The sequence below is a fragment of the Streptomyces sp. NPDC048606 genome, assembly GCF_040650855.1.
GTDB lineage: Bacteria > Actinomycetota > Actinomycetes > Streptomycetales > Streptomycetaceae > Streptomyces.
Window position 1 is genome coordinate 56,195 of sequence record NZ_JBEZIB010000015.1, and the last position, 25,201, is coordinate 81,395.

Sequence of the window (25,201 nt, forward strand, 5' to 3'; positions counted from 1 at the left end):
CATCGCGTTGGCAATGTCGACAACGTGAAACCGCCGCCCGCGGGGGCCTGTTCGGCTCCCCCGCGAACGGCGGTGGTGGACGGCGCTGCGGTGTCCGGGCCGCTCAGGCCCCCCGGGCCCCCGCCGGTCCGGTGGCGGCGCGCGCCCGGACCAGGGATTCGGCGGTGAGGCGCCAGATGTCGGCCGCGAGGTCGACGCTGCCGGCCTCCTGCGCCCGCGCGGCGAGGTCCTGAAGTCCCGTCAGGCCCTCCTCCTCGGCCCCCTCCAGCATGAGCAGCCGGCAGCCGAGGACCTCCACGCGCACCCGGTCCCGGTAGGTCATGCGCGACTCGGCGCGGCCCAGTCGGTCCAGCAGGGCCCTGGCGTCCAGGACCCGGCCCTCCAGGAAGGCCAGTTCGGCGCCGAGGGCCATGAGCTCCTGTTCGAGGGCGGGCGTGCCGGCGAAGGGCAGCCCGCTCTGGGCGGCCTCGACGTACTGCTGGGCCACGTCCGGCTCCGGCGGGAACTTCTGCAGGTGCAACCGGGCGGCGGCGACGCGCAGCCGCAACCACAGGGTCAGGTTCTCCCGGCCGCTGTAGCCCTGGAGGGCGCTTTCCAGGAGGTCCTGCGCGGCGGCGAACTCCCCCTGGCGGACCCGGACCGCGGCGGCGGTCCACATCGCCTCGGCCCACTGGGCGTCGGACTGGCCCTCGACCAGGGCGGTCAGCTCGTCGGCGTGGGCGCGGGCCTCGGGCAGCCGGCCCGCCTCGGCCTCGACCGACACGAGGACCAGCAGGGCCGTCGCCATGTCCTGGCGCGACAGCCCGCCGTCCCGGGCGAGCCGGTGGGCGGTGGCGGAGGCCTCGATGGCCGCGGTGATCTCGCCCGAGGCGCGCATGCACCGGGCGAGCTGGGTCAGGCCGCGCGCGCGCAGCTCGGTGAGCCCGGTCTCGTCGCCGAGGCCGACGAGTTCGTCGAGGTAGGCGCGCTCCCGGTCCAGTTCGCCGCGGCGGCGCTTCCACTGGGCCAGCAGCCACAGGCTCTGCCAGCGCAGCAGGGGATCCTGTTCCTGCGCGGACTTGAGGGCCTCGGCGAGCAGTTCGCCGGTCTCGTCGGAGTCGAGGGAGGCGGCGATGGTCAGGCTCTGGACCAGCGATCCCGCCCTGGACTCCTCGAATTCGGCCGGGCTGACGCCGAGCCGCTCGGCCAGGTAGGCCACGGCGCGCTCCGTCGGCTGCCGGGCCCCCGATTCCAGGCGGGACAGGTAGCCCGCCGACATGCCCTCCCCGGCCACGGCGGACTGCGCGAGGCCGCGCTCGGTCCGCAGTTGCCTGAGACGGCGCCCGAAGGCTGGCTGCTCCAACACGTGTTTGCCCTCAACGGTCTCGACGAACGGCTGGGATCGGCGTACCGGGGTGTTCAGAGTCTCACCATCTTGCCGCATCTGTGCCACAGGCTTCCACCCACATGTGCCAAAGGGTAGCGAAGCCCGTTGGATTCTGGCAAGGAATTCCCTCCGCCACTCCGCCTTCGAGCTGGCACGATCGGTCAGAACGGGCGTGCCTGGGTGGCGAGTTGACAGGCAGCATCCTTGGCAACTCATTGCCATGTCGGCTGCGGTTGTCCTACTTTTGCTTGACAGACCAGAGCCGGCGCCGCGGGACCGCCCGTCGCCGATGCCAACAGGAGGCGGCGTACATGACCCGCGACCGTTCCCAGGACATCGCCGTCACCGGCATGGCCGCCCGGTTGCCCGGCAGCGGCGACTTCCCCGTCCGCTGGCGGGCCCCGCACACGGCCGGCCCGCGCCACCGCCTGATGCTGGAGGCCGTGCGCCGGGCGCTGGGCGACACCGGCCCCGAACCGTACGCGGAGGCCGCCTCCACGGGGGTGTACGCGGCGGGGGCCGTCGGCCCCGGGCACGCGGCCCGACGGATCGCCCACCGGCTCGGACTGACCGGCCCCGTGCGGGACTTCCCCGCCGCCCACGGTTCGGCGCTGGTCACCGTACGGGCCGCGGTCGAGGCGCTGCGGGCCGGGGAGTGCGACCTGTGCGTGGTCGTCGCGGGGCACGGATCCGGCGGACGGGACGCCGGGCGGGGCGCGGCGGAGTCGGGGGCCGCCTGCCTGGTGCTGCGCCGGCTGGACGAGCTGCCGGCCCGCTCCCCGCGCCCGTACGGGCTGATCCTCGACGCGGCCGTGGCCCCGGGGGCGGACCGCGCCGGCGGGCCGGGCGCGGACACCGTCGGGCTGGCCCCGCTGGTCGACGCCCTGTTGCTGATGCGCGGGCCGGGGGCCGGGCGACCGGCGCCCGCGCGGGTGGGGGACGCCCGCGCCCACGTCGTCCTGGCCCCCGCGCCCCGGCCCTCGCACCACCGGGTCGACGGCGCGCCCTGGACGGCGGCCCGGCCGGTGGACCTCGCTCCGCTGCGCGCGGCGGCCCGCACCCGGGCCGAGGCCCGCGTACGGGAGCTGCCGCCGCAGGAGCCGGACGGGTGCGGGGTGCGCGCGTTCGTGGTCGGCGCCTGGTGCGAACTGCTGCGCCTGCAGGGCGGGCTCACCGACCACTCCGACTTCTTCGCGCGCGGCGGGGACTCCCTGCTCGTGACGCGGCTGGCCCGCCGGATCTCCCGCGAGTTCGGGGTGGAGGTGACGGCGCCCGAGCTGTCCCGCCGCAACCTCGGCGACCAGGTCGCGCTCGTACGGGCCCTGCGCGCCCGCCGTCCGGGACGGGTGGAGGGCGCCGCCTGACCCGGCCGCCGCCCCGCCGCCGGCCGTGACGCGCCCCTGACACCGGCTCACCTTGCCGGGGCCGCCCGCCTGGGGGCGCCTGCCCGGGGTCGCCCGCCCGGCCGCCCCCGACACCCGGCACGCCCCACCCGGCTCCCCCCGCTCCACCCGCCCGGTCGCGCCCCGCCGCGTCCGGGCTTCGCCATGCCCGCCGCGCCCACCGCGCCGCCGCACGACGGCCCGCACGGCCCGCCCGCCCGGTCGCGCCCGCCGCGTCCGGGCTTCGCCCGTGCCCCGCCGCGCCCACCGCGCCTGCCGTGGCCCCGCACGAACCGCACGGCGGCCCGCCGACCGCCCCCGACCGGCCGCGACCGGCGCCGCGGACCGCCCGACGGACCGCCCGACGCACCGCCCGACGGTCCGCCCGGCGGTCCGCCCGGCGGGCCGCCCGAGGGCCCGTCCGCACCTCCCGTACGCCCCTTCACGCGCCCGCGCGCAAGGCCGCTCCACCGCCGGTGCACCAAGTTGCCAAAGTCTGGCAATTCATTGCCAACCTCTGCCGGCTCCACTAGGTTCCTGGCCGTCGCGAACTCCGCGACTCCCGCCGAGTCCGACTCACCGAGGAGACGCCATGCGTACCGTCCTTCGCGTTGCCCGCCTCACCGCCGCCGCCGTCGCCCACGGGCCCGACGACATCGGCTGGCCCTGATCGGTCGGCGCCCACGCCCCCCATGAGATGGCTGGAGCGCACGACCCCCCGCCCCGGCGCGGGATGGCGGCTGGTCTGTTTCCCCCACGAAGGGGGTTCGGCCCGCCTCTTCGACACGTGGGGCGAGGGCCTCACCGGCACCGAGGTGTACGCGGTGCGCTATCCGGGGCGCGGACCCCGGTCGAACGAACCCTGCCCGACCGACGTGCACCGGCTGGCGGCCGAGATCGCCCGCGCCGTCGCGCCGCTGACGGACCGTCCGGTCGCCCTGTTCGGACACAGCCTCGGCGCCTGGGTGGCCTTCGAGACCGCCCGGCGGCTCCAGCGGGCCGGCACACCGGCGGGCCACCTGTTCGCCTCCGGGGCGCACGCCCCGCAGACCCGTACGGGACTCGGCGCGAGCCGTACCCAGCACGGACACGACGCCGTCGCCGCCGCCCTGGTGGAGATCGGCGGGCGTGACGGGGGCGGGCTCCTCGACCCGGCGCTGCGCCGGATGGTCATGCCGTACGTCACCGCGGACCACCGGATGCTGGACGGCTACGTGTACCGGCAGGGGCCGCCGCTCGACTGCCCGGTGACCACGGTGGTCGGGGTGGGCGATCCGCACGTCACCGCGCGGGACACCGCCTCCTGGGCCCTGTTGACCCGTCGCGGACACCGGGGGTATACCGTGCCGGGCGGCCGCCTCTACCTCAACGCGCACCCTCCGCTGCGGCTGTTCGCGACCCAGTCCGCGCCGACGCCCGTGCCCGCCGGCGCCGGCGCGCCGCACCGCTCCTGAAGGGAACCACCATGCCCCACATCTCCCTGGACAACGACCTGCCCGGCATCAGCGGCCTGCTCACCCAGCGACCGGACACCGCCGGGCCGCTCGGCGCCCTGGCCAACGCGCTGCTGCGGGTGTCGACGCCGTCGCTCGGCTGCGGCGACCGGGAGCTGATCGCCGCGTACGTCTCCGAGCTCAACGGCACCCGCTTCTGCTCCGACTCGCACCGCGCCTTCGCCGCCGCCCAACTGCCCGGCGGTCAGGAGCTCGTCAAGGCCGTGCTCGCCGACCCCGACACGGCCCCCATAGGCGCCAGGATCCGCGCGCTGCTGCGCATCGCCGCCGAGGTGCGGGGACAGGTGGGCCCGGTGAGCGACGCGGCGGTGGAGGCGGCCCGCGCCGAGGGGGCGAACGACGCCGACATCCACGACACCGTGTTGATCGCGGCCGCGTTCTGCATGTTCAACCGGTACGTCGACGGCCTGGCGACCAAGCTCCCCGACAGCGAGGGCTACTACTGCGAGTCGGCCCGCAGGATCGTCAGTCGGGGCTATCTCGGTGATCGCTGAGCCGGAACGGACCGCCGCGGGGGAGCCGCCGGTCCCCTTCCTGGACCTGCGGGCGCCCTACGCGGAACTGCGTGACGGCCTCGACGCGGCCTGGGCCCGGGTGTTGGGCTCGGGCCGCTTCGTCCTGGGGCCCGAGGTGGAGGCGTTCGAGGAGGAGTTCGCGGCCTGGTGCGGCGGCGCGCACTGCGTCTCGGTGGCCGACGGCGGCTCCGCGCTGGAGCTGGTCCTGCGCGGTCTGGGGATCGGGGCGGGCGACGAGGTCATCGTGCCGGCCCACACCTTCGTGGCGACCTGGCTCGCGGTTTCCGCCACCGGGGCCCGGCCGGTACCGGTCGAGGTCGACGCGCACACCTTCACCCTGGACGCCGACCGGGTCGCGGACGCCGTCACGTCCCGGACCCGGGCGGTCCTGCCGGTGCACCTCTACGGGCATCCGGCCGACCTGCGGGCCCTGCGCGCCCTCGCCCGGCGGTACGGGCTGGCCGTGGTGGAGGACGCGGCGCAGGCGCCCGGCGCCCTGGCGTACGGGAGCCGCGTGGGCTCGGGTGACTCGACGGCGGCCTTCAGCCTCTACCCGGGCAAGAACCTGGGGGCGGTCGGGGACGCGGGGGCGGTGGTCACCTCGGACGGGGACCTGGCCCGCCGGATCCGGCTGCTGCGCAACTACGGCAGCGAGGTGAAGTACCGGCACGAGGTCCGGGGCACCAACTCCCGCCTGGACGAGCTCCAGGCGGCCGTCCTGCGCGTGAAGCTGACCGTCCTCGACGAGTGGAACGCGCGCCGGGCGGCGGTGGCGCGGCGGTACCTGGACGCCTTCGAGGGGTTGTCCGGGGTGGAACCGCCCCGACCCGCCTCCTGGGCGGATCCGGTGTGGCACCTGTTCGTCGTGCGCTGCGCGCGGCGGGAGGAGGTGCGGCGGCTGCTGGCCGAGGCCGGGGTCGAGACGCTGATCCACTATCCGGTGCCGGTGCACCGTTCGGGCGCGTACGCCGACGCCGGCCTGCCGGTCGGCTCCTTCCCGCTGTCCGAGCGGCTGGCCGACGAGGTGCTGAGCCTGCCGATCGGGCCGCACCTGTCCGCGGGACAGGTCGACCACGTCGTCACCGCGCTTGAGAAAGCCTTTACCCGGACGGGCTGACGGGGAGGCGTTTGCGCATCCTCGAAGATGTTCCGCTCACCACGCCACGGCCACCCTTGAGCAATCGAACCGCTGCCGGAGAGCAGAATCAAGGGAGTCCTGACGATGCCGCGTGAGAAAGCCCTGGTTTACCTGGTTCAGCAGAGCGTCTGGGATTCTCCCATGGAATCCATGCCGCTCGCCATGGGGTACATGAAATCCACGGCCCTGGCCGATGAGCGGATAGCCAGGGAAGCCGAGATAAAGATCCTGAACTACCGGGGCGGAAAGACCCTCTCCAGCATGGCGAACGAAATGTTCCGGGACGGTGTTCCGGACGTGCTGGCGTTCTCCGTGCTCGGCTGGAACTTCCGGACCTTCGGCTCCCTGGCGGAGACGTTCAAGCAGCTCAACCCCGACGGCTGGGTGGTGATGGGCGGCACGCACGTGGCGCACCAGGGCAGCCGGGTGTTCCGGATGTTCCCGGAAGTCGACGTCGTGGTGAACGGCGAGGGCGAGTTCGTATTCCGGGACATCCTGTCCGCCCGGCTCGACGGGACCTCTCCGCGCGAACTCGGTTCGATCACCGGTCTGACCTATCAGAGTCCCGAGGGTCTTCCGGTGAAGAACGAGGATCGGGCGCGGATCGAGAACCTGGACGACATTCCGTCGCCCTTCCTGACCGGAGCCCTGGAGCTCACGGACGAGAAGGGCGATTTCCGCTATGACGTCGCCATCATGGAGACGAATCGCGGATGCCCCTACAAATGCGCCTTCTGCTACTGGGGCGGGGCGATCGGGCAGAAGGTCCGGGCGTTCTCCCGGGACCGGCTCCGCGAGGAACTGGAGCTGTTCGCCAAGCACCAGGTCCACACGATCGTCCTGTGCGACGCGAACTTCGGGCTGCTGCGCAGCGACGTCGACTTCATGGACGACCTGATCGAGCTGCGCGAGCAGTACGGCTTCCCGCGCGCGCTGGAGACCTCCTGGGCGAAGAACAAGTCCAAGTCGTTCTTCGAGATCGTCAGCAAGATGAAGAAGGCCGGCATGCGCAGCTCGTTCACGCTGGCGTTGCAGACCCTCGACGACAACACGCTGAACCTCATGAACCGCAAGAACATGAAGGTCAACGCGTGGGAGGACCTCGCCGAGTGGCTGGGCAAGGAGGGGCTCGACCTGTACGCGGAGCTGATCTGGGGAGCCCCGGGCGAGACGGTGGAGTCCTTCATGGAGGGCTACGACAAGCTCTCGCGCCGGGTGTCGCGCATCGCCTGCTACCCGATGCTGATGCTGCCCAACACCGACTACACGGAGCAGAAGTCCCGGTACGGGATCATCTCGGTGCGCGGTGACAACGACGACTTCGAGTACATGCTGGCGAACAACACCGTCACCTTCGCCCAGAACCAGCAGATGCAGCGGTTCCTGTATTGGGCGCGCGTGGTCGCCGAGATGTGCGTGCTGCGCTCGACGTGGGTGGGGCTGCGCGAGTTGGGCGGCATCACCCAGTCGGAGGCGCTGCGCAGCATCGGCTCCTACATCGAGGAGTCGGGCGACCCGGCGGCCGAGCCGCTGCGGGCCGCGATGGCGAGCGCGATCGGCGGTACGGGGGACATCGCCCAGGGCGTGACCCTCTTCTACACCGACGCGGACTCGCGCGAACTGCTGCTGCGCTGGTGGGCCTCGGAGATCCGGCCGAAGCTGCCCGCGGAGGTGGCCCCGGTGGTGGACGAGATCTTCCGCTTCGACCTGCTGACGCACCCCGTGTACCACGACCCGGACCTGCCGGTGCCGCCGGAGGACGCGCTGCCGGTGGTGTCCCTGCGGGGCGAGGGGTACCACGTGCGCGAGGACGTGAAGCTGGAGTACGACGTGCCGGCGATCGTCGCGGCGCTGCGCGCGGACCGGGAGGCCGACCTGCGTCCGTCGCCGACGTCCCTGGACCTGTACTACCGGACGGGTTCGCACAACGCGGTGACCTCGACCAACCACGAGGTGATCATCCACTACATGGGGATGTCGAAGGAGGAGGCGCTCGCCAACGCCGCGGCCCTGGACACCCCCGCCGCCACGTCGGAGCTGGTGAGCGACCACGGCGGGTGCTCGTGAGCGCGCCCGACGCGGGGCCGGGGTCGCTGGACCCGGCGGCGTTCCGGGAGCGCTTCCCGGTGCTGCGCCGGCTCACGCACCTGTCGTCGTGCAGTCTGGGGGCGCCCTCGACGGACGTCGAGGAGTCGCTGCGCGCCGTGTTCGGGGCGATGTACCGCACCGCGTCCCCGTGGCCGGAGTGGGAGGTGGAGATCGACGACGCGCGCGCTCGCCTCGCGGGTCTCCTCGGGGCGAAGCCGGCCGACGTGGCGGTGGTGCCCCACGCGACGCAGGGCGCGTACCTGGCGGTGTGCACGGCGGACCTGGTCCGCCGGCCGCGGCTGGTGGTGTCGGCGGAGGACTTCCCGACGATCGCGCACGTGGCCCTGGCGCAGCGCCGGTTGGGCGCCGAGGTGGTGTTCGTGCCGGCGGGCGAGCCGGAGGAGGTGGTGCGGGGGTACGCGGAGGCGATCGACGAGCGGACCTCGCTGGTGTTCCTGCCCTCGACCACGTTCCTGCGGGGGGTGCGGCTGCCGGTGGCGCGGATCGCGGCGCTGGCGCACGCGTCCGGCGCGCGGGTCTTCGTCGACGCCTACCAGTCGGTGGGGGTGGAGCCGGTGGACGTGGCCGCGTGGGACGTGGACTACCTGGTGACGGGCTCCCAGAAGTACATGCTGGGGGTGCCCGGGTTGGCGTTCCTGTACGTGCGCCCGGGGCTGGCCGACGAGCGGGAGCCGTTGCTGACCGGGTGGTTCGGGCGGGTGGACCCGGACGCCTTCGACCCGTACACCCTCGACTTCGCGGACGGGGCGCGGCGGCTGGAGACCGGCAACCACGCGGTGCCCGCCGCGTACGCGGCGGCGGCGGCGCTGCGGCTGCTGGAGCGGGCGGATCCGGCCCGTGTACGGCGGCACGTGGCGGGGTTGACGGCGCGGGCCGCCGCCCTGCTGACGGAGGCGGGCGAGACGCTGGCCGGTCCCTCGGACCCGCGGGACCGGGGCGCGCACCTGGCGTTGTGCGATCCGGATCCGCAGGCGTTGTCGGCGTGGCTGGTGTCGCGGGACGTGCGGATCGCCCCGCGCGGGGCCTTCGCGCGGATCTCGTTCCACCACTTCAACAACGAGGACGACGTGGACCTGGTGTGCGCGCAGATCCGCGCGTACCGCGAGCGCGGCGGACGCTGAGCGCGGCGGGCTTCGGCCGCGGGGCACGAGGAGGGCGGAACGCGAAGGGGGCGGGCCGGCGGTCGAACCGCCGGCCCGCCCCCTTCGTGTGTGGCCTCAGGCCGCGGCGGCGTCGGTCCGCGCGGTGTCGGCCGGGGCGCGCCGGCCCCGGATGAGGTCGGCGGCCTTCTCGGCGATGGCGATGGTGGGCGCGTTGGTGTTGCCGCGGACCACGTTCGGCATGACGGAGGCGTCGACCACGCGCAGTCCCTCGATGCCGAGGACCTTCAGCTCGGCGTCGACGACGGAGCCGATGGCGCAGGTGGAGGTGGGGTGGAAGATGGAGTGCGTGACCCGCAGGGCGTAGGCGCGCAGGTCGGCGTCGGAGGCCGAGGCGGGCGGCAGGTACGGGGTGGCGGTGTAGGGCCGCAGGGCCTTCTGGTCGGCGATGTCGAGGGCGATGCGCAGGGCGGCCACGGCCGTGTCGAGGTCGGCCTCGTCGGCGAAGTAGTTGTGCTGGATCCGCGGCTTGGCGGTGGGGTCCTCGGAGGCGAGGCCGACCGATCCGCGGCTGCGCGGGGTCAGCAGGGAGGGCCCGAAGGTGAAGGCGTGGGCGGTGGGCACGCCGAGGCCGCCGTCGGTGAACATGACGGGGGCGGCGAGGTATTCGACGTCGGGGGCGTCGAGGGAGGCGTCGGTGCGGACGAAGCCGCCGACCTCGGGGCCGTTGGAGGTGAGCGGTCCGCGGCCTTCGGAGAGGAAGCGCTGGAAGTTCTCGGGGGTGCCGGCGGCGAGCATGCTGATCGGGTGCTCGTGCGGGTAGACCAGCGGGATCAGGACGTGGTCCTGGAGGTTCTGGCCGACCAGCGGCTGGTCGAGGACGACCGGGATGCCGAGGGCGCCGAGCAGGGCGGCGGGGCCGATGCCGGAGAGCTGGAGGAGCTGCGGGGAGTTGTAGGTGCCCGCGGAGAGGACGACCTCGCGTTCGGCGCGCAGGGTGATCAGTTCGTCGAGGCGGTGGCCGACGACGCCGGTGGCGCGGCCGTCCTCGATGACGACCCGGTGCACCTGGAGGTTGGTCTCGACGGTGAGGTTGGGTCGGTCGAGGACCGGGTGGAGGAAGGCGGTCGCGGTGCTGGCGCGGCGGCCGTCGCGCTGGTTGAGCTGGAAGGCGCCGAAGCCCTCCTGGGAGGCCCCGTTGAAGTCGTCGTTGGCCGTGTACCCGGCCTCGACGGCCGCCTCGACGAAGGCGGTGGACATGGGGTTCTCGGCGCGGCCGTCGGAGACGGCGAGGGGTCCGCCGGTGGCGTGGTAGGCGTCGGCGCCGCGCTCGTTGTCCTCGGAGCGCTTGAAGTAGGGGAGCAGTTCCGCGTAGCTCCAGCCGGGCTGGTCCCAGGCGTCGTAGTCGGCGCGGTTGCCCCGGATGTAGATCTGGGTGTTGATGGAGCTGGTGCCGCCGAGCACGCGGCCGCGCGGGAGGTAGAGGCGGCGGCGGTTCAGGTGCGGTTCGTCATGCGTGTCGTAGTCCCAGTCGAGCCGGGTGCGGAACAGCTTCGCGAAGGCCGCGGGCACGTGGATCTGTTCGGCCGAGTCCACCGGGCCGGCTTCCACGAGGCACACCTTGACCTGCGGGTCCTCGCTGAGCCGGGCCGCGAGCACCGCGCCTGCCGAGCCGCCGCCGACGATGACGTAGTCGTACATGAACCCCTCCTCGGACGTTTGGCTCAAGAATCGCGCAGCGGGCTCGGGGCGGCTTCTCCTGGAGTGCCCAAACGGGTTGGTGTGAAAGGGAGTTGGCGGGTGCGGCAGAGCGCAATCGCGAAGACGTGCGGTGCCCCGGCGGGTGTGACGATGTGGCGTGGGGTTCGCCCGGAACCGACCCGCATACGACAAGGAGATCCAGCATGAGCGAGACCGCCACGTCCTGGGGCAACGCAGCCGAGCTTCTCGCCGCCGCCGGTGTGGAGGAGGACGTCGACTACTACCGCTCGTTCACGTCCCCCGACGAGAAGGCGGTGCTGTCGGTGGCCCAGCGGGTGCAGGCCGCCTGGGCGGCGAACGACGGCGACGTCTTCGCGGACTGCTTCTCCGAGAACGGCAGTCTGCTGATGCAGGACGACCAGCTGACGAGCCGCGAGGAGATCCGCTCCTACATGACGCAGGGGTTCCGGGGCATCTACAAGGGCGCCCACGTGACCGGCTACCCGCTGTCGCTGAAGTTCCTGTCCGACGGCGTGGCGCTGGCCGTCACCGAGGGCGGGATCGTCCTGGACGGGGAGACCGAGGTCGCCCCGCAGCGCCGGATCCGGGCCACCTGGGTCATCGTCCGTGAGGGCGAGGGCGACCTGCGGCTGTTCTCGCACCAGAGCAGCCCGATCAACGGCTGAGCACGACCGCGCCCGCGACCGGGGTCCGGCGACGCGAAGGGCCCCGTACGGTCGGTCCGGTGGACCGGGCGACCGTACGGGGCCCTTCGCGCGGCGTGCCGCCGGCCTGCTACGCGCCCGGCGCGGCCGGGGCCGGGGCGCCCTCGACCGGGGCGTCCGCGCCCTGCGGGGCGGCTTCGGCCGGGGTGTCCGCGGCGCGGGAGCGCAGCAGGCCCCAGGCGAGGGCGATCAGCACCACCATCGAGGCGGCGCTGGCGCCGGCGACGCTGTTGAGGCCGCTCGTGAAGGCCTCGCGGGCCGGGCCCAGGAGGGTGGCGGCGACCGACTCGGACAGGTCGACGGCTGCCGCCGAAGCCCCGGCGAGGGACTCGCGCGCCGCGTCGGCGGCCCCGGCGGGCAGCCCGGCCGGCAGGGTGTCGGCGGCCTCGGCGCGGTAGACGGCCGTGCCGACGCTGCCCAGCAGGGCGACCCCGAGGGCGACGCCCAGCTCGCTGCTGGTCTCCGAGGTCGAGGCGGCCGATCCCGCCTTCTCGGGCGGGGCCGCGCCGACGACCAGGTCGGTGCTGAGCGCCGCCATCGGACCGAGCCCGAAGAAGATCAGCGTGAAGCAGGCGATCACCGGCAGGGCGCCGGATCCGCTGCCCACCTGGGTCAGGAGCAGGCCGCCGACGGCCGAGAGGGCCGCGCCGGCCGCGATGACCTGGCCGGTGCCGATCCGCTGTGCCACCGCGGGCGCCAGCATCGCGCCGACGACGGTGCCCAGGGCCGAGGGCAGCATCCACGGGCCGGCGGCCAGGGGGGAGAGGCCGTCGACCATCTGGAGGTACTGGGTGACGAACAGGCCGACGCCGCCCAGGGTGGCGGTGCCGATCAGCATGACGGCCAGGGCCCCGCTGAAGGAGCGGCTGCGGAAGAGGCCGACGTCGAGCAGGGGCGTGGTGAGCCGGCGCTGCCGGGCCACGAACACGACCGCGCTCGCGATGCCGACGGCTCCCGCGGCGAGGGCGGTGGCCGAGACGCCGTGCGCGGCCACCTCCTTGAGGGCGTAGATGACGGGCAGGATGGCCGCCAGGGACAGCGCGACGCTGGCGAGGTCGAGCCGGCCGGGCTCCGGGTCGCGGTACTCGGGCAGCAGCCGGGGGCCCGCCACGAGCAGGATCACCATGACCGGTACGCCCAGCAGGAACACCGAGCCCCACCAGAAGTACTCCAGGAGCGCCCCGCCGATGACGGGGCCGACGGCGGTTCCGGCCATGAAGCAGCTCATCCAGATCGCGATGGCCATGCCGCGCTGCTTCTCGTCCTGGAACATGTTGCTGATCAGGGCCAGCGTCGAGGGGCCGAGGGTGGCGCCCGCGATGCCCAGCAGGGCGCGGGTGACGATGAGCATCTCGGCGCTGGTGGAGTACGCCGCCAGCACGGAGGCCACGCCGAAGGCGGCGGCGCCGATCAGCAGGAGGCGGCGGCGGCCGATGCGGTCGCCGAGGGTGCCCATGGTGATGAGGAACCCCGCGATCATGAACGCGTAGATGTCCATGATCCACAGCTGTTGGGTGCTGCTGGGGTCGAGGTCGGCGCTCAGGTGCGGCAGCGCCAGGTACAGCACGCCCAGGTCGAGGGCGAGCAGGGTGGTGGGCAGGGCGAGGACCGCCAGCCCGATCCACTCCCTCCGGGTGGCCCTGGGGGCCGGGGGGCCTCCGGTCTCGGGGGCTGTTTCCATGGTTTTCCTTCCCGGTGTACGTCACTTCGTCGCTTCGGACAGGGGCTTGGTCCGTGGGGGGCGTCCGGCCTCGGGGGCTCGCGACCTCAGGGGCGGGCGGCGCGGTGGCGCGCGGTCAGGCGCTCCAGCAGGGGGACGATCTCGTTCGGGCTCGGGGTGCCCAGGCGCTGGGTGCGCAGCCGGGCGGCGTTGGCGGCGAAGGAGGGGTCGTCGAGGACGCGCAGCAGTTGGGCGCGCAGGAGTTCGGCGGTGATCTGGTCGGAGTCCGCGACGTACAGGCCGGCGCCCTCGTCCTGGAGGCCGTTGGCGTGGGCCACGGGCGCCCACCACTTCTCGCTCCAGTACGTGCCGGGGACGATCAGCTGGGGGACGCCGTGCTCGACGGCGGTGATGAAGGTGCCGGGTCCGCCGTGGTGGACGATCGCCGAGCAGGTGGGCAGCAGGGTGGTGAGCGGGACGAAGTCCACCAGCCGGACGTTGTCGGGGATGGTGGTGCCCGCGTCGAGCTGGCGGCCCGAGAAGGTGGCGACGACCTCGGCGTCGATGTCGGCCACCGCTTCCAGGAGTTCGGCCGCCGAGGCCTCTATGCCGTGGGACTCGCGGTGGGAGAAGCCGAGGGTCAGGCACACGCGGCGTCGCTCGGGCGGGTCGTAGACCCAGTCGGGAGACTGCACGGGGCCGTTGAAGGCGACGGGGCGCACCGGGACGTGGTGGATGCCCTTGGGGTGGTGGATCCAGTCCGGGGAGGGGTCGATGGTCCACTGGCCGAGGACCATCTCTTCGTCGAACTCGTGGCCGTGGCGCTTGAGGATCGGCTCCAGCCAGGCCCGCATGGGGTCGTGGCGGTGGGCCAGTTCGGGGGCGGCGGCGGTGTGCAGCTGTCCGAGGGTGTCGACGCCCCACAGGAACCGGGCGTGCGCGGCGCCGCAGGCGCGGGCGGCGACGGGGCCGGCGAAGGACAGGGTGTTCCAGACGACCAGGTCGGGCCGCCAGCGGCGGGAGAAGGCGACGAGGTCGTCGAAGGTGGACTCGGGGGACAGCAGCGGGAAGAACTCGGTGGCCAGGGAGACGTACTCGGCGTACGGGTCGTCCCAGCCGTACTCGCTCTGCCGGGAGGTGGGGCGCAGAGTGCCCGGGGCGGCGCCCGCGGGCGCGCTCTCGACGGTGGGCCCGTCCTCGGGTTCGGCGTCGGCGAGGTCCTGTCCGAGGTGGCCGGCGGGTTCACCGACGGGCACGGGCATGAGGCCGAGGCCGGCGATGTCACCGGCGAGGTCGGGATGGCTCGCGACGCGCACCTCGTGCCCCGCGGTCTGCATCGACCAGGCCAGTGGGGCCAGGAGGTACAGCTGCGATTTGTTCAGGCAGGAGACGAACAGGACACGCATGGGAGTCCCTTCCGGTAGCGGGAACGACCTCGACCGGCCCGGACGGCCCGGCCCCCGGGGTGCCGGGGCGTGCCGACAGGAGCGCCGGCGTCGAGCGTCGCACCGGGGCGGCGGGTCGGGCATCTTCTGGATTGCCCGGTTTCCGCGGGCGGGCGACGGGCGCGGGCCGCGGCGGCGGGCGGTGGTGGCGGGCGGTGGTGGGCGGGGCTGCGGCGGCGGGCAGGGGCGGGCGGGCGGGAGCGGGGGCGGGAACGACGGTGGGGCCGTGCGCGTGTGCGCACGGCCCCACGGCCCGGGAGGCTCCCGGGGTGTCACATCCGGCTACACCTCGGCGGCGTAGGCCTCCAGCACGTCCGCGACCTCCTGCGGGCGGCTGAGCGGCAGGCAGTGGCCGCCGTCGATGGCGTCCGCCTCGATGCCGAGGCGGTCCTTGGCGACCTGGCGGCTCCACTCCTCGGGCATGAAGCGGTCGTCACGGCCGATCAGGACCCGGGAGGGGATGGACGGCCACGTCTCCAGCGGCCAGACCCGGTCCATCGGGGTCTGCTGCTGGATCCGCGCCCGGCGCAGGGCCTCGGCGGCCAGCTCCGGCGGGACGTCGTGGTAGAACTGCGCGTTCTCGTCCTCGCCTTCGGCGGGTTCGTAGACGAGGTCGTTGTGGCCGGTGTTCTGCCACCACTCGTTCGGGGTCTCGCCGGGTCGCGGGATCATCCCGGACACGAAGACGATGAGGTCGGCGCCCGTGCGCTCGGCCACGATGGGGGCGGTGAAGCCGCCCAGGGAGTGGCCCGCCACGACGAGGTCGGTGCGGTCGCCGACGGCCTCGACGACGGCGTCGGCGTACTCGCTGTAGGTCGCGCTCTCGTCCTCGCTGGGCAGGTCTACGGCGACCACGTCGTGGCCGCGCTCGCGCAGCGCGGCTTCCACCAGGTGCCAGCTCCAGGCGCCGTCTTCGGCTCCGTGGATCAACACGAAGGTCGTCATGTGAATTGGTCCTTCCGGTTGGTGCGTGTGCTCAGGCCCCGGCCGCCACCGCGACCGCCGCCCGGCGGGCGGAGGTACGGCGCAGCCACCAGTGTGCGGCCAGGAGGGTGACGATCCAGTTCGCCCAGAACCCGGCCAACTGGGCCAGTATGGGCAGGAGTTCGTAGTTGAAGTCGGGTATCAGCGCGGTTCCGTACCAGACCGCGTTGAAGAAGATCCGGCCCGTCACCACGCCCATGCACAGCGCGAAGCTGTAGATCATCAGTACCCGGTGGGTCTCGTAGCGGCGGGCGCGCGCCGCGCGGAACCCGCCGATGGTGACCACCAGCGACAGGGCCGCCCAGAGCGTGGTGCCCACCGCTCCGAGGCCGGTCAGCGTGCCGAAGGGCATGATCACCAGGGAGAGCGTCGCGGACGGCACCATGCCGCCGATGACGTACGCGCGCCCGCTCGCGCGGTGCACGGCCGGGTGCTCGCGGCGCAGCCACGGCCACATCTGGAGGCCCGCCGTCACGATGGCGACGGTCCCGAACACGATGTGCGCCACCAGGAAGGCGTAATGGCCGGCGAACCCCGGGTTGACGGGGATCAGCGACTCGGCCGGATCCAGGCCCAGGTAGCGCGGCCAGGTGTAGACGAGGAAGGCCGCGATCACCAGGGCCAGCGGCAGCGTCCAGGGCCGGCGCAGCCAGGAAACGGAGGACGCCGGGCCGGCGGTGGCGCCCACGGGGTCCGGCGCCTGTCTGTCGGTCACGTGGGCCGGATCGGTCTGAGTCATGGGCGCACACTCCTGCGCGGGCTGGGGAAGCGGAGGCTGAGTGCCGTATCTGCGACACGGTAGTGAGCGCGGCGGTCGCGCTCTTCTTCCAGATTGCTCAAGTCGGTTCAGGCGGCGATCTCGACGCGGGTGTGGTCGCCGACCACCAGGCGGTGGTGGGCTCCCGCGGGCCCGACGGTCGCCGAGCGGCCGATGATCGAGTCGTGCAGGCGGGGCACGTCGGCGACGGTCGCGCCGTCGAGGACGATGGAGTCGCCGACGTACGCCCCGCTGAGCACGCAGTCGCGGCCGACGGAGGTGTAGGGGCCGATCCGGCTGTGCTCGACGAGGGTCCCCGCGCCGATGACGGCCGGGCCGGTGATCCGGGAGGCGACGACCCGGGCTCCGGGACCCAGCACCACGGGGCCGTCGAGCACGCTGAGGCCGTCGACCGCGCCGTCGACGGCCGGCTCCAGGGCGCCCAGCAGACGACGGTTGCAGTCGAGGAGCGCGTCGGCGCTGCCGGTGTCCTGCCAGTAGCCGTCGTGCTCGCCGGCCGAGACCGGGGCGCCCTGGGCGACCATCCACTGGAGGGCGTCGGTGATCTCCAGTTCGCCGCGGGCGCCCGGCCCGATCGCCGCGACCGCCGCGTGCACGGCCGAGGTGAAGAAGTACACGCCCATCAGGGCGAGGTCGCTGCGCGGCCGGCGGGGTTTTTCGACCAGGGCCCGGACCCGCCCGACCTCGTCGAGTTCGACGACGCCGAAGGCGCGCGGGTCCGCCACCTTGCGGACCATGACGTGGGCCGCGGGACGTTCCCGCGCGAACCGCGCGGCCGCCTCGGTGATGCCGTCGGGTACGACGATGTCACCGAGGTACAGCACGAAGTCGTCGTCGCCGAGGAAGGGACCGGCGAGTCGGACGCAGTGGGCCAGGCCGAGCGGGCGGTCCTGGCGGATGTAGGTGAGGCGCGCCCCGAACCGGGAGCCGTCGCCGAGCACCCGCTCGAACTCCTCCGCCCACCGGCCGACGATCAGGCCGATGTCCTCGACGCCCGCCGCCCGGATGTTCTCCAGGACGTACTCCAGGACGGGCTTGTTGGCGACGGGCACGAGCTGTTTGGGCATGGAGTGGCTGAGCGGGCGAAGGCGCGTACCCGATCCGCCCGCGAGGACGAGTGCTTTCACAGCGTGCCTCCCGGCGGGGCGTGGTGGGTCAGCCCTTGACGGGGCTGGTCTGGTAGGAGAAGAGCTTCCAGTCGCCTTCGTCCTTGACGACCACCCACACCGCGCGGACCTGGTCCTCGGGCGTCGGCCCGTCCTGCTCCGCGCGGACGAGCCCGCCCTCGGTGACGGCCACGGCCACGCCGTCGGTGATGAACCGGACGGAGACCGGATCGTGCACGACGCGGGTGCCCCGGTAGGGGCCCGCGAACTCCTCGGTCAGCCGGGTGCGGATCTGCTCGCGGCCCTGGAGCTGGTCGTCGCCCAGCAGCAGGCTGCCGTTGTCGGCGAAGACGTCGGCCAGGGCGTCGGCGTCGCCGCGGTCCCAGGTCCCGCGGAAGCGCAGCGGCACGCTGAGGACGGCTCCTTCCTCGCCGTTGGGGAAGCTGCCGTAGTGGCCGGCCCACTCCTTCGCCTGTTCGACGAGGAGGGCGGCCTTGGCGGCCCGTTCGGTCATCGGGGTCTCCTGCCTCTCGGGGGGATGGGCTGTGGCCGGGGGCCGACGGTCACCAGCGCAGGGTCGCGCCCGCGCCGCGCGGGCTGTTCTGGTACGCGGTGAGCTGCCACTCGCCGTCGCGCTTGACGATGGTCCAGGTGGAGCGGACGGCGAGGGCCGGGTCGATCTCGGTCTCGCCGGGGGGCAGGATCCCGCCGTGGGTGCGGATCAGCGCCACGTCGTCGGTGACGAAGCGCAGGTCGACGGGCTGGCCGGTGACGCCGCTGCCCTTGAACGGGCCGGCGTACGCGGCCGCCATGAAGGCGCGTATCTCCTCGCGGCTGGTCTTGTACACGTCGCCCGGCAGGATGAGCACCCCGTCCTCGGTGAAGACGTCGGCGACGCCGTCGGCGTCGTTCCTCGCCCAGGCGGCCACCAGCTTGAGCGGCACGCCGAGGGCTTCCTTCTCCTTCTCGCTGGTGAACGTCCCGTAGTAGGCGTCCAGTGCTGTGGTCACCATTCCTCCTTCGCCTGCCTGCTCGGACGCGTTCATCGTTGCCCCGCGCCTTCCGCCCGCGCATCTCCTGACGTGCTGGGGGCCGGGTCGGTGAACGTCACCGGCAGTGCGGCGAGGCCGCGGGTGATGCTCGGGCCGCCGATGCGCCAGCGCAGGCGCTCGGGCCGCTCGTCGAGGGTGAGGACGGGGAAGCGGCGCAGCAGGGAGCCGAAGGCGATCTCGCCCTCGACGCGGGCCAGCGCCGCGCCCAGGCAGTAGTGGATGCCGTGGCCGAAGGCCAGGTTCTCCTGTTCGGCGCGGGCGACGTCGAGCCGGTCGGGCTCCGCGAAGCGCGCCGGGTCCCGGTCGGCGGCGGCCAGGACCACGGCGACGACGGACCCGGCGGGGATGACGGTGCCGGCGACCTCGGTGTCGGCGGTGGTGAAGCGCCAGGTCGCGCGCTCCACGGGGCCGTCGTAGCGCAGCAGCTCCTCGACGGCCCCGGGCAGCAGCTCGGGGCGTTCGCGCAGCAGCGCGAGCTGGTCGGGGGCGCGCAGCAGCGCGAGCACGCCGTTGCCGACCATGTTGGCCGTGTTGTTGTGCCCGGCGACGATCAGGAGCTTGGCCATGCCGATGAGCTCCCGCTCCGAGAGCCCCTCGCGGCCTTCGGACGCCGCGATGAGCACGCTCAGCAGGTCGGGTTGGGCGTCCACGGGCAGGCGGGTGTCGAGGCGCGCGCGCAGGGTGGCGAGCAGCCCGGTCAGGTAGGACTCCATCGCGGTGTTGCCCTGTTTTCGACGCAGTACGGCCGCCTCGTCGACGGGTGGGGACAGGGCCATGTCCGTCCAGGTCCCGAAGGCGCCGCGGTCCGCCTCGGGCACCCCGAGCAGCTCGCAGATCACGGTGATGGCCAGGGGGAAGGCGAGGTGGGCGACGATGTCGGGCCGTTCGGCGGCGGCGAGGGACTCCAGCAGCCCGTCGGTGACCTCCTGGATCCGCGGGCGCATGGCCTCGATGCGGCGCGGGGTGAACGCCCGGCCGACCAGGCGGCGCTGGCGGGTGTGGTCGGGCGGGTCGCTGTTGAGCATGTTGGCGCCCAGCGGGCCCTCCTCGCCGCCGGCCCCCATGCTGCGCAGCCAGTCGGGGGCGAGGGTGGGGTCCTTGGAGAAGCGTGTATCGGCCAACACCTCGCGGGCCACGTCGTAGCGGGTGATGAGCCACGACTCCAGGCCCATGGGGCCGGCCGTGCGGTGCACGGCGCCGTCCTGCCGCAGGAGGGCGTACGCCGGGTAGGGGTGGGCCTGGAAGGCCTCGCTCAGCAGGTCGATCGTGGTCATGGGTCCCCTCGGCTGTCTCCGGGCGCGAGAGCGCGCGTGGGGCCCAGCATTGGCTCGTTCTCGACGTCCGGGCACCTTCTGGATTGCGCTGTCGTGTCCGAAAGGAGTCGTCGGCGGTGCGGTGCGCAATCGGGAAGATGCGGGCCCGCGGGGCCGGTGAAACGGTCGGGCCATACATCCACGGGCACGTCGGGGAGGAAACTGATGGCGACCGCGCAGACACCGTCACGGCAGGAGTTGGTCCAGCGGGCCCGCGACCTGGCCCCCGTGCTGGGCAAGCACGCGCTGTGGTCCGAGGAGAACCGCAGGCTCCACGACGACGTCGTGGCGGCGATCTCCGACGCGGGCCTGACCCGGATGCGGGTGCCCACCCGGTACGGCGGTTACGAGAGCGACACCCGCACGGTGGTGGAGGTCCTCGCGGAGCTGGGCCGGGCGGACGGGTCCGCCGCGTGGAACGCGGCGATCTGGCAGATCAGCGGCTGGATCGCGGGCCTGTTCCCGGACGCGGCGCAGGACCTCTTCCACTCCACGCCGCAGGTGCGGGTGTGCGGGATCCTCAGCCCGTCCGCCATCGCCGAACCCGTCGAGGGCGGGGTGCGCGTCAGCGGTACGTGGGCCTTCAACAGCGCGGCGCTGCACAGCGACTGGGACATGAACGCGGCGCTGCTGCGGCACCCGGACGGCTCCATGGAGCCGATCATGACGGCGATCCCGCTGTCGGAGCTGGAGGTCGTCGACGACTGGTACACCTCGGGTCTGCGCGGGTCGGGCAGCGTCTCGACGACCGCGCGGGAGGTCTTCGTGCCCCAGGAGCGGGTGCTGTTCATGCGCAACGTGCTGCACGAGGTGTACGCCTCCGAGCGGAACGCCGCGAGCCCCCTGTTCCGGGGACCGCTGCTGCCGACGGCGTGCGCGACGATCAGCGGCGTGGCGCTGGGTCTGGGCTGGGCGGCGCGGGACGCGTTCTTCGAGCGGCTGCCGGGCCGGGGCATCACGTACACCGACCATTCCAGCCGCAAGGACGCCCAGCTGACGCACCTCCAGGTGGCGGAGGCCGAGATGCGGATCGAGGAGGCGGAGTTCCACACCTTCCGCGCCGCCGACCTGGTCGACGCCAAGAACGCGTCCGGGGAGGCGTGGACCACGCAGGAGCGGGCGCGGGTGCGGGCCGACATGGGGCGGACCTGTCAGCTGGTGAAGGAGGCCGTGGACGTGTACGCGACGGCCTCCGGCGGCACGTCGATCTACCAGACCGTGCCGATCCAGCGGATCGAGCGGGACGTCCGCGTGGTCAACCTGCACGCCATCATGCAGCCGGCCACCAACCTGGAGCTCTACGGGCGCCTGCTGTGCGGCCTGGAGCCCAACACGCACTACATCTGAGCCGCTCCCCGCCCTCCCCGGCTCCCTCCCGCCCTCCCCCGCGCTCTCCGGGCTCTCCCGGGCTCTCCCGGGCCCCTCCCCCGCCCGTTCCCCGTCTCCCGTTCCCCGTCTCCCCCAGGAGTGCACATGCCTGTTCTTCCTGACGACCGCCCGCCCACCGTGGCGGTCGTGGGCTTCGGATACGTCGGCTCCTGCCTCTCGGCGGCCCTGGCCGACCGCGGCCTCGACGTCGTCGGCGTGGACACCGACGCCTCCCTGGTCGCGGAACTGGAGCGCGGGTACTGCCGCTTCCAAGAGAGCGGCCTGTCCGAGATGGTGCTGCGCACCATGGCCGACGGGCGGCTGCGGGTCACCACCGACCACGCGGCCCTCGACGACGCCGACGTGGTGGTGATCGCCGTCGGCACGCCCGTGCGCGCCGACGGCTCGCTCGCCGACGAGGCCCTGCGCGAGGTCTGCGCGGAGCTGGGGCGGCGGCTGCGCCCCGGCCGGCTGGTGGTCCTCAAGAGCACGGTCTCGCCGGGCACCACCCGCAATCTGGTGCTGCCGCTGTTGGAGAAGGGGGGCCTGACGGCCGGGCGGGACTTCGCCCTGGCCTTCACCCCGGAGCGGCTGGCCGAGGGGGCGGCGCTGCGGGAGCTGAGCACCTTCCCGATCGTGGTGGGCGGCCTCGACGAGGAGTCCGTCCGTACGGCGTCCGGGTTCTGGCGGCGGGCGCTCGGCGTGAGGACGATCGAGCTGGGTTCGCTGGAGGCCGCCGAGATCGTCAAGCTGGCCGACAACTGGTGGATCGACCTCAACATCGCGCTGGCCAACGAACTGGCGGTTTTCTGCGACCTGTTCGAGGTGGACGTGATGGACGTCATCTCGGCGGCCAACACCATCGCCAAGGGCAACGGCAGCGTCAACATCCTCACCCCGGGCGTCGGGGTGGGCGGCTCCTGCCTGACGAAGGACCCGTGGATGGTGTGGCGCGCGGCCCGGGAGCGGGGCGTGGAGATCCGTACGGCGCCCGTCGCCCGGGAGGTCAACGCGGCGATGCCGGCCCACACGGCCGCCCTGGTCCTGCGGGAGCTGGAGGCGCTGGGCAAGGATCCGGCGGGGGCCCGGGTGGCGGTCCTCGGGCTGTCGTTCAAGTCTGGGTCGGGGGACCTGCGGGCCACCCCGGTGCTGGACGCGGTCCGGGCGCTGACGGCGGCCGGGGTCGAGGTCCGCCTGCACGATCCGCTCGTCGACCGGGAGGCGGCCGCCTCGCTGTTCGGCCTGGAGCCGGAGCGGAGCGTGGCGGACGCGGTGCGCGGCGCGGACTGCGTGGCGGTCCTGGCCCGCCACCCGCAGCTGGAGGGGCTGGACTACGGGGCCCTGCCGCTGGCCGCCCGGGCGGTCGTGCTCGACGGGCGCGACTGCTTCTCCGGAGCGGAGATCGAGGCGGTGCGCCGGGCCGGGCACGTCTACCGCGGCATCGGGCGGCGGTGATGGCGCGCGTCCTGGTCACCGGGGGCAACGGGTTCATCGGCGGCCACCTGGTGCGGCGGCTGCTGGAGCGGGGCGACGAGGTGACCGTCTACGACGGCGCCGCGCCGCCCGGGGGCGGCGCCGCCCCGGGCGCCCGCTTCGTGGAGGGCGACGTCCGTGACGCGGACCGGCTGGGGACCGCCCTGAAGGGGGCGGAGCTGGTGTACCACCTGGCCGCGGTGGTCGGCGTGGACCGGTACCTCTCGCGACCCCTCGACGTGATCGACATCAACTTCTCGGGCACCCGCACCGTGCTGGACCTGGCCTGCCGGGCGGACGCCAGGGTGGTCGTGGCCAGCACCAGCGAGGTCTTCGGGAAGAACCCGGCCGTGCCCTGGGCCGAGGACGGGGACCGGGTGCTGGGGCCCACCAGTGCCGACCGCTGGACGTACTCCTCCAGCAAGGCCCTGGCCGAGCACCTGACCTTCGCCTTCGCCCGCCAGCACGGTCTGGAGGCGACGGTGGTGCGCTACTTCAACGTCTACGGTCCCCACCAGCGGCCGGCGTACATCGTGAGCCGCTCCGTGCACCGGGCGCTGAACGGGCTGCCGCCGGTGGTCTACGACCGCGGGGGCCAGACCCGCTGCTTCACGTACGTCGACGACGCGGTGGCCGGGACGGTGCTGGCCGCGACCGTGCCCGGGGCGGCCGGCGAGGCCTTCAACCTGGGCAGCGAGACCGAGTCGACGGTCGGCGAGGTGGTGGACCTGGTCGTGGAGCTGACCGGGGCGGGCTGCGGTACCGCGGCCGCCGACACCGCCGCCGCGTACGGCCGGGCGTACGAGGACCTGGCCCGACGGGTGCCGCTGACCACGAAGGCCCGTACGGTGCTGGGCTGGAAGTGCGCGACCCCCCTGCGCGAGGGGCTGGAGCGGACCGTCGCCTGGGCGCGGGCCACGCCATGGTGGCTGGAGCTGCCGGACAGCGGGGCCGGCTGAGGGGCGGTCCGGGCGGCCGGCCGTGGGGCCGGCCGTCGCCGCGCGGCGCGGGCTCACAGGGCCACCAGCGCGCGGGGGGCGGTCGCGGTGACGGTGGCGACGGCGTCCTTGACGATGGAGACGACCTGGTCGACGTGGCGCCGGTGGGTGCGGTGGTTGAGCACGCACAGGCGGAGCGTGTAGCGGCCGTGGATGCGGGTGCTGGTGAGGTGGACGCGCCGGTCGGCGTGGATGGCCTCCAGCAGCCGCCGGTTGGCGTCGTCGTCGCCGTCGCGGAGCCGGAAGTTGAGGACGGTCAGGTCCGGGGTGAGGATCTCCAGCTCGGGGACCGTCAGCAGCTCGGCGTGGACGTGCCGGGCGAGGTCGAGCTTCTCGTCGAGGGCGGCGCGGAAGGCGGCGACGCCGTGCAGGTGCAGCGGCAGCCACAGGCGCAGGCCCCGGTAGCCGCGGCTCATCTCGGTGCCGAGGTCCTGGTAGTCGGGCAGGGGCGTCTCGCGGTCCATGTCCTGGAGGTAGGCGGCGTCGGCGCTGTGCGCGGCGTGCAGGAGGCGTTCGTCGCGCACGAGGAGCACGCCCGAGCTGTAGGGGAAGAACATCGACTTGTGCGGGTCGAGGGCGATGGAGTCGGCGCGTTCGATGCCGGCCAGGGCGGCCCGGCCGCGTTCGGTGAGCTGGAAGCCGCCCCCGTAGGCCGCGTCGACGTGCAGCCACAGTCCCCGGTCGCGGGCGAGGTCGGCGAGGACGTCGATCCGGTCGACGGCCCCGGTGTTGGTGGTGCCCGCGGTCGCGACGAGGAGGAAGGGGATCCTGCCGGCCGCCCGGTCTTCGACGATCATCCGTTCGGCGACCTCGGGGTCCATCCGCAGGCCCTCGTCGACGGGGACCAGGCGGACCTGGTCGGGTGACATGCCCGCGATGCGGGCGGCCTTGGCGACCGAGAGGTGGGTGTGCTCGGTGGTGTAGACGGTCGCGCGGTGGTGGTAGGGCGGGTCGCCGAGGATCTCCTGTCGGGCGGCGAGCAGGGCGGAGAGGGCTCCGGTGGAGGCCCCGGTGGTGACGAGGCCGCCGGCGGCGGCCGGCAGGCCGAACTGTCGGGCGAACCAGCGGATCACCCCGTGTTCCATGGCGACGAGGCCGGGTGCCATGGAGCTGGCGGCGGTGAAGCGGTTGACGGTGCAGGCGAGGAGTTCGGCCACGGCGGAGGTGAAGAGGCCGCCGCCGGGGAAGTAGGCGAAGGTGTTCGGGCCGGCGGTGTCGGCGGCCTGTTCGGCGGCGCCGCGGAAGGTGTCGAGCAGCCGGCCGAACTCCCCGGGCTGTTCGGCGGGCGGGGCCAGCAGGGCGGCGGTGTCGGCGTCGATGCCGTGGTCCGTGGCGGATCCGGCGCTGCTCAGGCCGTTGAGGGGCGCGGTGTCGAGCGAGCCGATGAAGTCGGTGACGAAGGAGGTCGCGGAGGCCATCATGGCGGCGATCTCGTCCTGGCGGGGCTCCAGCCCCGGGCGCAGCTCCGACACGG

At 73.6% G+C, this 25,201-nt stretch carries 21 protein-coding genes; 10 read left to right on the forward strand and 11 right to left on the reverse strand.

Annotation, left to right across the window (positions count from 1 at the left end; translation table 11 throughout):
* Positions 1-103 precede the first annotated feature (103 nt).
* The gene (locus AB0D01_RS18280) at positions 104-1,345 is read right to left on the reverse strand and encodes a helix-turn-helix domain-containing protein (RefSeq protein WP_363056345.1); all 1,242 of its coding nucleotides are present in this window, start codon (positions 1,343-1,345) and stop codon (positions 104-106) included.
* Between the two features lie 332 nt (positions 1,346-1,677).
* On the opposite strand from AB0D01_RS18280, the gene AB0D01_RS18285 reads away from it, so the two are divergent.
* From AB0D01_RS18285 to AB0D01_RS18310, 6 genes are all read left to right on the forward strand, one after another.
* Positions 1,678-2,730, forward strand: a complete 1,053-nt coding sequence (locus tag AB0D01_RS18285; protein ID WP_363056347.1) for a beta-ketoacyl synthase N-terminal-like domain-containing protein — start codon at positions 1,678-1,680, stop codon at positions 2,728-2,730.
* Positions 2,731-3,440: 710 nt separating this feature from the next.
* Positions 3,441-4,202 carry an alpha/beta fold hydrolase gene (locus tag AB0D01_RS18290; RefSeq protein ID WP_363056349.1) on the forward strand — a complete coding sequence of 254 codons (762 nt, stop codon included), beginning with the start codon at positions 3,441-3,443 and terminating at the stop codon, positions 4,200-4,202.
* 11 nt (positions 4,203-4,213) lie between these two features.
* On the forward strand, positions 4,214-4,756 hold the full coding sequence (locus tag AB0D01_RS18295) for an alkylhydroperoxidase (RefSeq protein WP_363056351.1): 543 nt from the start codon (positions 4,214-4,216) through the stop codon (positions 4,754-4,756).
* Positions 4,746-5,894 carry a DegT/DnrJ/EryC1/StrS family aminotransferase gene (locus AB0D01_RS18300; protein ID WP_363056352.1) on the forward strand — a complete coding sequence of 383 codons (1,149 nt, stop codon included), beginning with the start codon at positions 4,746-4,748 and terminating at the stop codon, positions 5,892-5,894. Before AB0D01_RS18295 ends, AB0D01_RS18300 begins: the two co-directional genes overlap by 11 nt.
* 162 nt (positions 5,895-6,056) lie before the next feature.
* Positions 6,057-7,982 carry a KedN5 family methylcobalamin-dependent radical SAM C-methyltransferase gene (locus AB0D01_RS18305; protein WP_363056354.1) on the forward strand — a complete coding sequence of 642 codons (1,926 nt, stop codon included), beginning with the start codon at positions 6,057-6,059 and terminating at the stop codon, positions 7,980-7,982.
* Positions 7,979-9,145, forward strand: a complete 1,167-nt coding sequence (locus AB0D01_RS18310; RefSeq protein WP_363056356.1) for an aminotransferase class V-fold PLP-dependent enzyme — start codon at positions 7,979-7,981, stop codon at positions 9,143-9,145. Before AB0D01_RS18305 ends, AB0D01_RS18310 begins: the two co-directional genes overlap by 4 nt.
* 96 nt (positions 9,146-9,241) lie before the next feature.
* On the opposite strand, the gene AB0D01_RS18315 is transcribed toward AB0D01_RS18310, so the two are convergent.
* Positions 9,242-10,825 (reverse strand): GMC family oxidoreductase N-terminal domain-containing protein, encoded by a 1,584-nt coding sequence (locus AB0D01_RS18315; RefSeq protein ID WP_363056358.1) that lies wholly within the window; start codon positions 10,823-10,825, stop codon positions 9,242-9,244.
* Positions 10,826-11,028: 203 nt separating this feature from the next.
* Between AB0D01_RS18315 and AB0D01_RS18320 the strand changes: the two genes are divergently transcribed.
* Complete coding sequence (locus AB0D01_RS18320) at positions 11,029-11,511, forward strand: SgcJ/EcaC family oxidoreductase (RefSeq protein WP_363056360.1); 483 nt, start codon at positions 11,029-11,031, stop codon at positions 11,509-11,511.
* A 109-nt stretch (positions 11,512-11,620) separates the two neighbouring features.
* Here the strand turns inward: AB0D01_RS18320 and AB0D01_RS18325 are convergent, their stop codons facing one another.
* The 8 genes from AB0D01_RS18325 to AB0D01_RS18360 all read right to left on the reverse strand — a co-directional run bounded on the left by AB0D01_RS18325 (position 11,621) and on the right by AB0D01_RS18360 (position 19,849).
* Positions 11,621-13,231: an MFS transporter gene (locus AB0D01_RS18325; RefSeq protein ID WP_363056362.1), complete on the reverse strand. Its 1,611-nt coding sequence runs from the start codon at positions 13,229-13,231 to the stop codon at positions 11,621-11,623.
* Positions 13,232-13,317: 86 nt separating this feature from the next.
* Positions 13,318-14,616, reverse strand: a complete 1,299-nt coding sequence (locus AB0D01_RS18330; protein ID WP_363056364.1) for an activator-dependent family glycosyltransferase — start codon at positions 14,614-14,616, stop codon at positions 13,318-13,320.
* A gap of 321 nt (positions 14,617-14,937) precedes the next feature.
* The gene (locus AB0D01_RS18335) at positions 14,938-15,600 is read right to left on the reverse strand and encodes an alpha/beta hydrolase (RefSeq protein ID WP_363056366.1); all 663 of its coding nucleotides are present in this window, start codon (positions 15,598-15,600) and stop codon (positions 14,938-14,940) included.
* 31 nt (positions 15,601-15,631) lie between these two features.
* Positions 15,632-16,378, reverse strand: a complete 747-nt coding sequence (locus AB0D01_RS18340; protein WP_363056368.1) for a DUF2306 domain-containing protein — start codon at positions 16,376-16,378, stop codon at positions 15,632-15,634.
* Positions 16,379-16,485: 107 nt separating this feature from the next.
* Positions 16,486-17,544, reverse strand: a complete 1,059-nt coding sequence (locus AB0D01_RS18345; protein WP_363056370.1) for a glucose-1-phosphate thymidylyltransferase — start codon at positions 17,542-17,544, stop codon at positions 16,486-16,488.
* Between the two features lie 28 nt (positions 17,545-17,572).
* Positions 17,573-18,037, reverse strand: a complete 465-nt coding sequence (locus AB0D01_RS18350) for an SgcJ/EcaC family oxidoreductase (protein ID WP_363056372.1) — start codon at positions 18,035-18,037, stop codon at positions 17,573-17,575.
* A gap of 49 nt (positions 18,038-18,086) precedes the next feature.
* The gene (locus AB0D01_RS18355; protein WP_363056374.1) at positions 18,087-18,533 is read right to left on the reverse strand and encodes an SgcJ/EcaC family oxidoreductase; all 447 of its coding nucleotides are present in this window, start codon (positions 18,531-18,533) and stop codon (positions 18,087-18,089) included.
* A gap of 32 nt (positions 18,534-18,565) precedes the next feature.
* Positions 18,566-19,849 (reverse strand): cytochrome P450, encoded by a 1,284-nt coding sequence (locus AB0D01_RS18360; protein ID WP_363056376.1) that lies wholly within the window; start codon positions 19,847-19,849, stop codon positions 18,566-18,568.
* A gap of 204 nt (positions 19,850-20,053) precedes the next feature.
* Here AB0D01_RS18360 and AB0D01_RS18365 point away from each other — a divergent pair, with 204 nt between their 5' ends.
* The 3 genes from AB0D01_RS18365 (at position 20,054) to AB0D01_RS18375 (ending at position 23,688) form a co-directional block, all read left to right on the forward strand.
* Positions 20,054-21,235 carry an acyl-CoA dehydrogenase family protein gene (locus AB0D01_RS18365; RefSeq protein WP_363056378.1) on the forward strand — a complete coding sequence of 394 codons (1,182 nt, stop codon included), beginning with the start codon at positions 20,054-20,056 and terminating at the stop codon, positions 21,233-21,235.
* A gap of 126 nt (positions 21,236-21,361) precedes the next feature.
* The gene (locus tag AB0D01_RS18370) at positions 21,362-22,711 is read left to right on the forward strand and encodes a nucleotide sugar dehydrogenase (protein WP_363056380.1); all 1,350 of its coding nucleotides are present in this window, start codon (positions 21,362-21,364) and stop codon (positions 22,709-22,711) included.
* Positions 22,711-23,688 carry an NAD-dependent epimerase/dehydratase family protein gene (locus AB0D01_RS18375; RefSeq protein ID WP_363056382.1) on the forward strand — a complete coding sequence of 326 codons (978 nt, stop codon included), beginning with the start codon at positions 22,711-22,713 and terminating at the stop codon, positions 23,686-23,688. The genes AB0D01_RS18370 and AB0D01_RS18375 overlap by 1 nt, the downstream gene beginning before the upstream one ends.
* A 53-nt stretch (positions 23,689-23,741) precedes the next feature.
* On the opposite strand, the gene AB0D01_RS18380 is transcribed toward AB0D01_RS18375, so the two are convergent.
* Entirely contained in the window at positions 23,742-25,199 is a 1,458-nt protein-coding gene (locus tag AB0D01_RS18380; protein WP_363056384.1) for a pyridoxal-dependent decarboxylase, read from the reverse strand.
* Between the last annotated feature and the right edge of the window lie 2 nt (positions 25,200-25,201).

Coding starts and splice junctions, on each gene's coding strand:
- AB0D01_RS18370 (WP_363056380.1), top strand. CDS start 21,362: ATGCCTGTTCTTCCTGACGACCGCCCGCCCACCGTGGCGGTCGTGGGC.
- AB0D01_RS18325 (WP_363056362.1), bottom strand. CDS start 13,231: ATGGAAACAGCCCCCGAGACCGGAGGCCCCCCGGCCCCCAGGGCCACC.
- AB0D01_RS18365 (WP_363056378.1), top strand. CDS start 20,054: ATGGCGACCGCGCAGACACCGTCACGGCAGGAGTTGGTCCAGCGGGCC.
- AB0D01_RS18335 (WP_363056366.1), bottom strand. CDS start 15,600: ATGACGACCTTCGTGTTGATCCACGGAGCCGAAGACGGCGCCTGGAGC.
- AB0D01_RS18330 (WP_363056364.1), bottom strand. CDS start 14,616: ATGCGTGTCCTGTTCGTCTCCTGCCTGAACAAATCGCAGCTGTACCTC.
- AB0D01_RS18360 (WP_363056376.1), bottom strand. CDS start 19,849: ATGACCACGATCGACCTGCTGAGCGAGGCCTTCCAGGCCCACCCCTAC.
- AB0D01_RS18285 (WP_363056347.1), top strand. CDS start 1,678: ATGACCCGCGACCGTTCCCAGGACATCGCCGTCACCGGCATGGCCGCC.
- AB0D01_RS18340 (WP_363056368.1), bottom strand. CDS start 16,378: ATGACTCAGACCGATCCGGCCCACGTGACCGACAGACAGGCGCCGGAC.
- AB0D01_RS18320 (WP_363056360.1), top strand. CDS start 11,029: ATGAGCGAGACCGCCACGTCCTGGGGCAACGCAGCCGAGCTTCTCGCC.
- AB0D01_RS18375 (WP_363056382.1), top strand. CDS start 22,711: ATGGCGCGCGTCCTGGTCACCGGGGGCAACGGGTTCATCGGCGGCCAC.
- AB0D01_RS18305 (WP_363056354.1), top strand. CDS start 6,057: ATGGAATCCATGCCGCTCGCCATGGGGTACATGAAATCCACGGCCCTG.
- AB0D01_RS18315 (WP_363056358.1), bottom strand. CDS start 10,825: ATGTACGACTACGTCATCGTCGGCGGCGGCTCGGCAGGCGCGGTGCTC.
- AB0D01_RS18290 (WP_363056349.1), top strand. CDS start 3,441: ATGAGATGGCTGGAGCGCACGACCCCCCGCCCCGGCGCGGGATGGCGG.
- AB0D01_RS18350 (WP_363056372.1), bottom strand. CDS start 18,037: ATGACCGAACGGGCCGCCAAGGCCGCCCTCCTCGTCGAACAGGCGAAG.
- AB0D01_RS18295 (WP_363056351.1), top strand. CDS start 4,214: ATGCCCCACATCTCCCTGGACAACGACCTGCCCGGCATCAGCGGCCTG.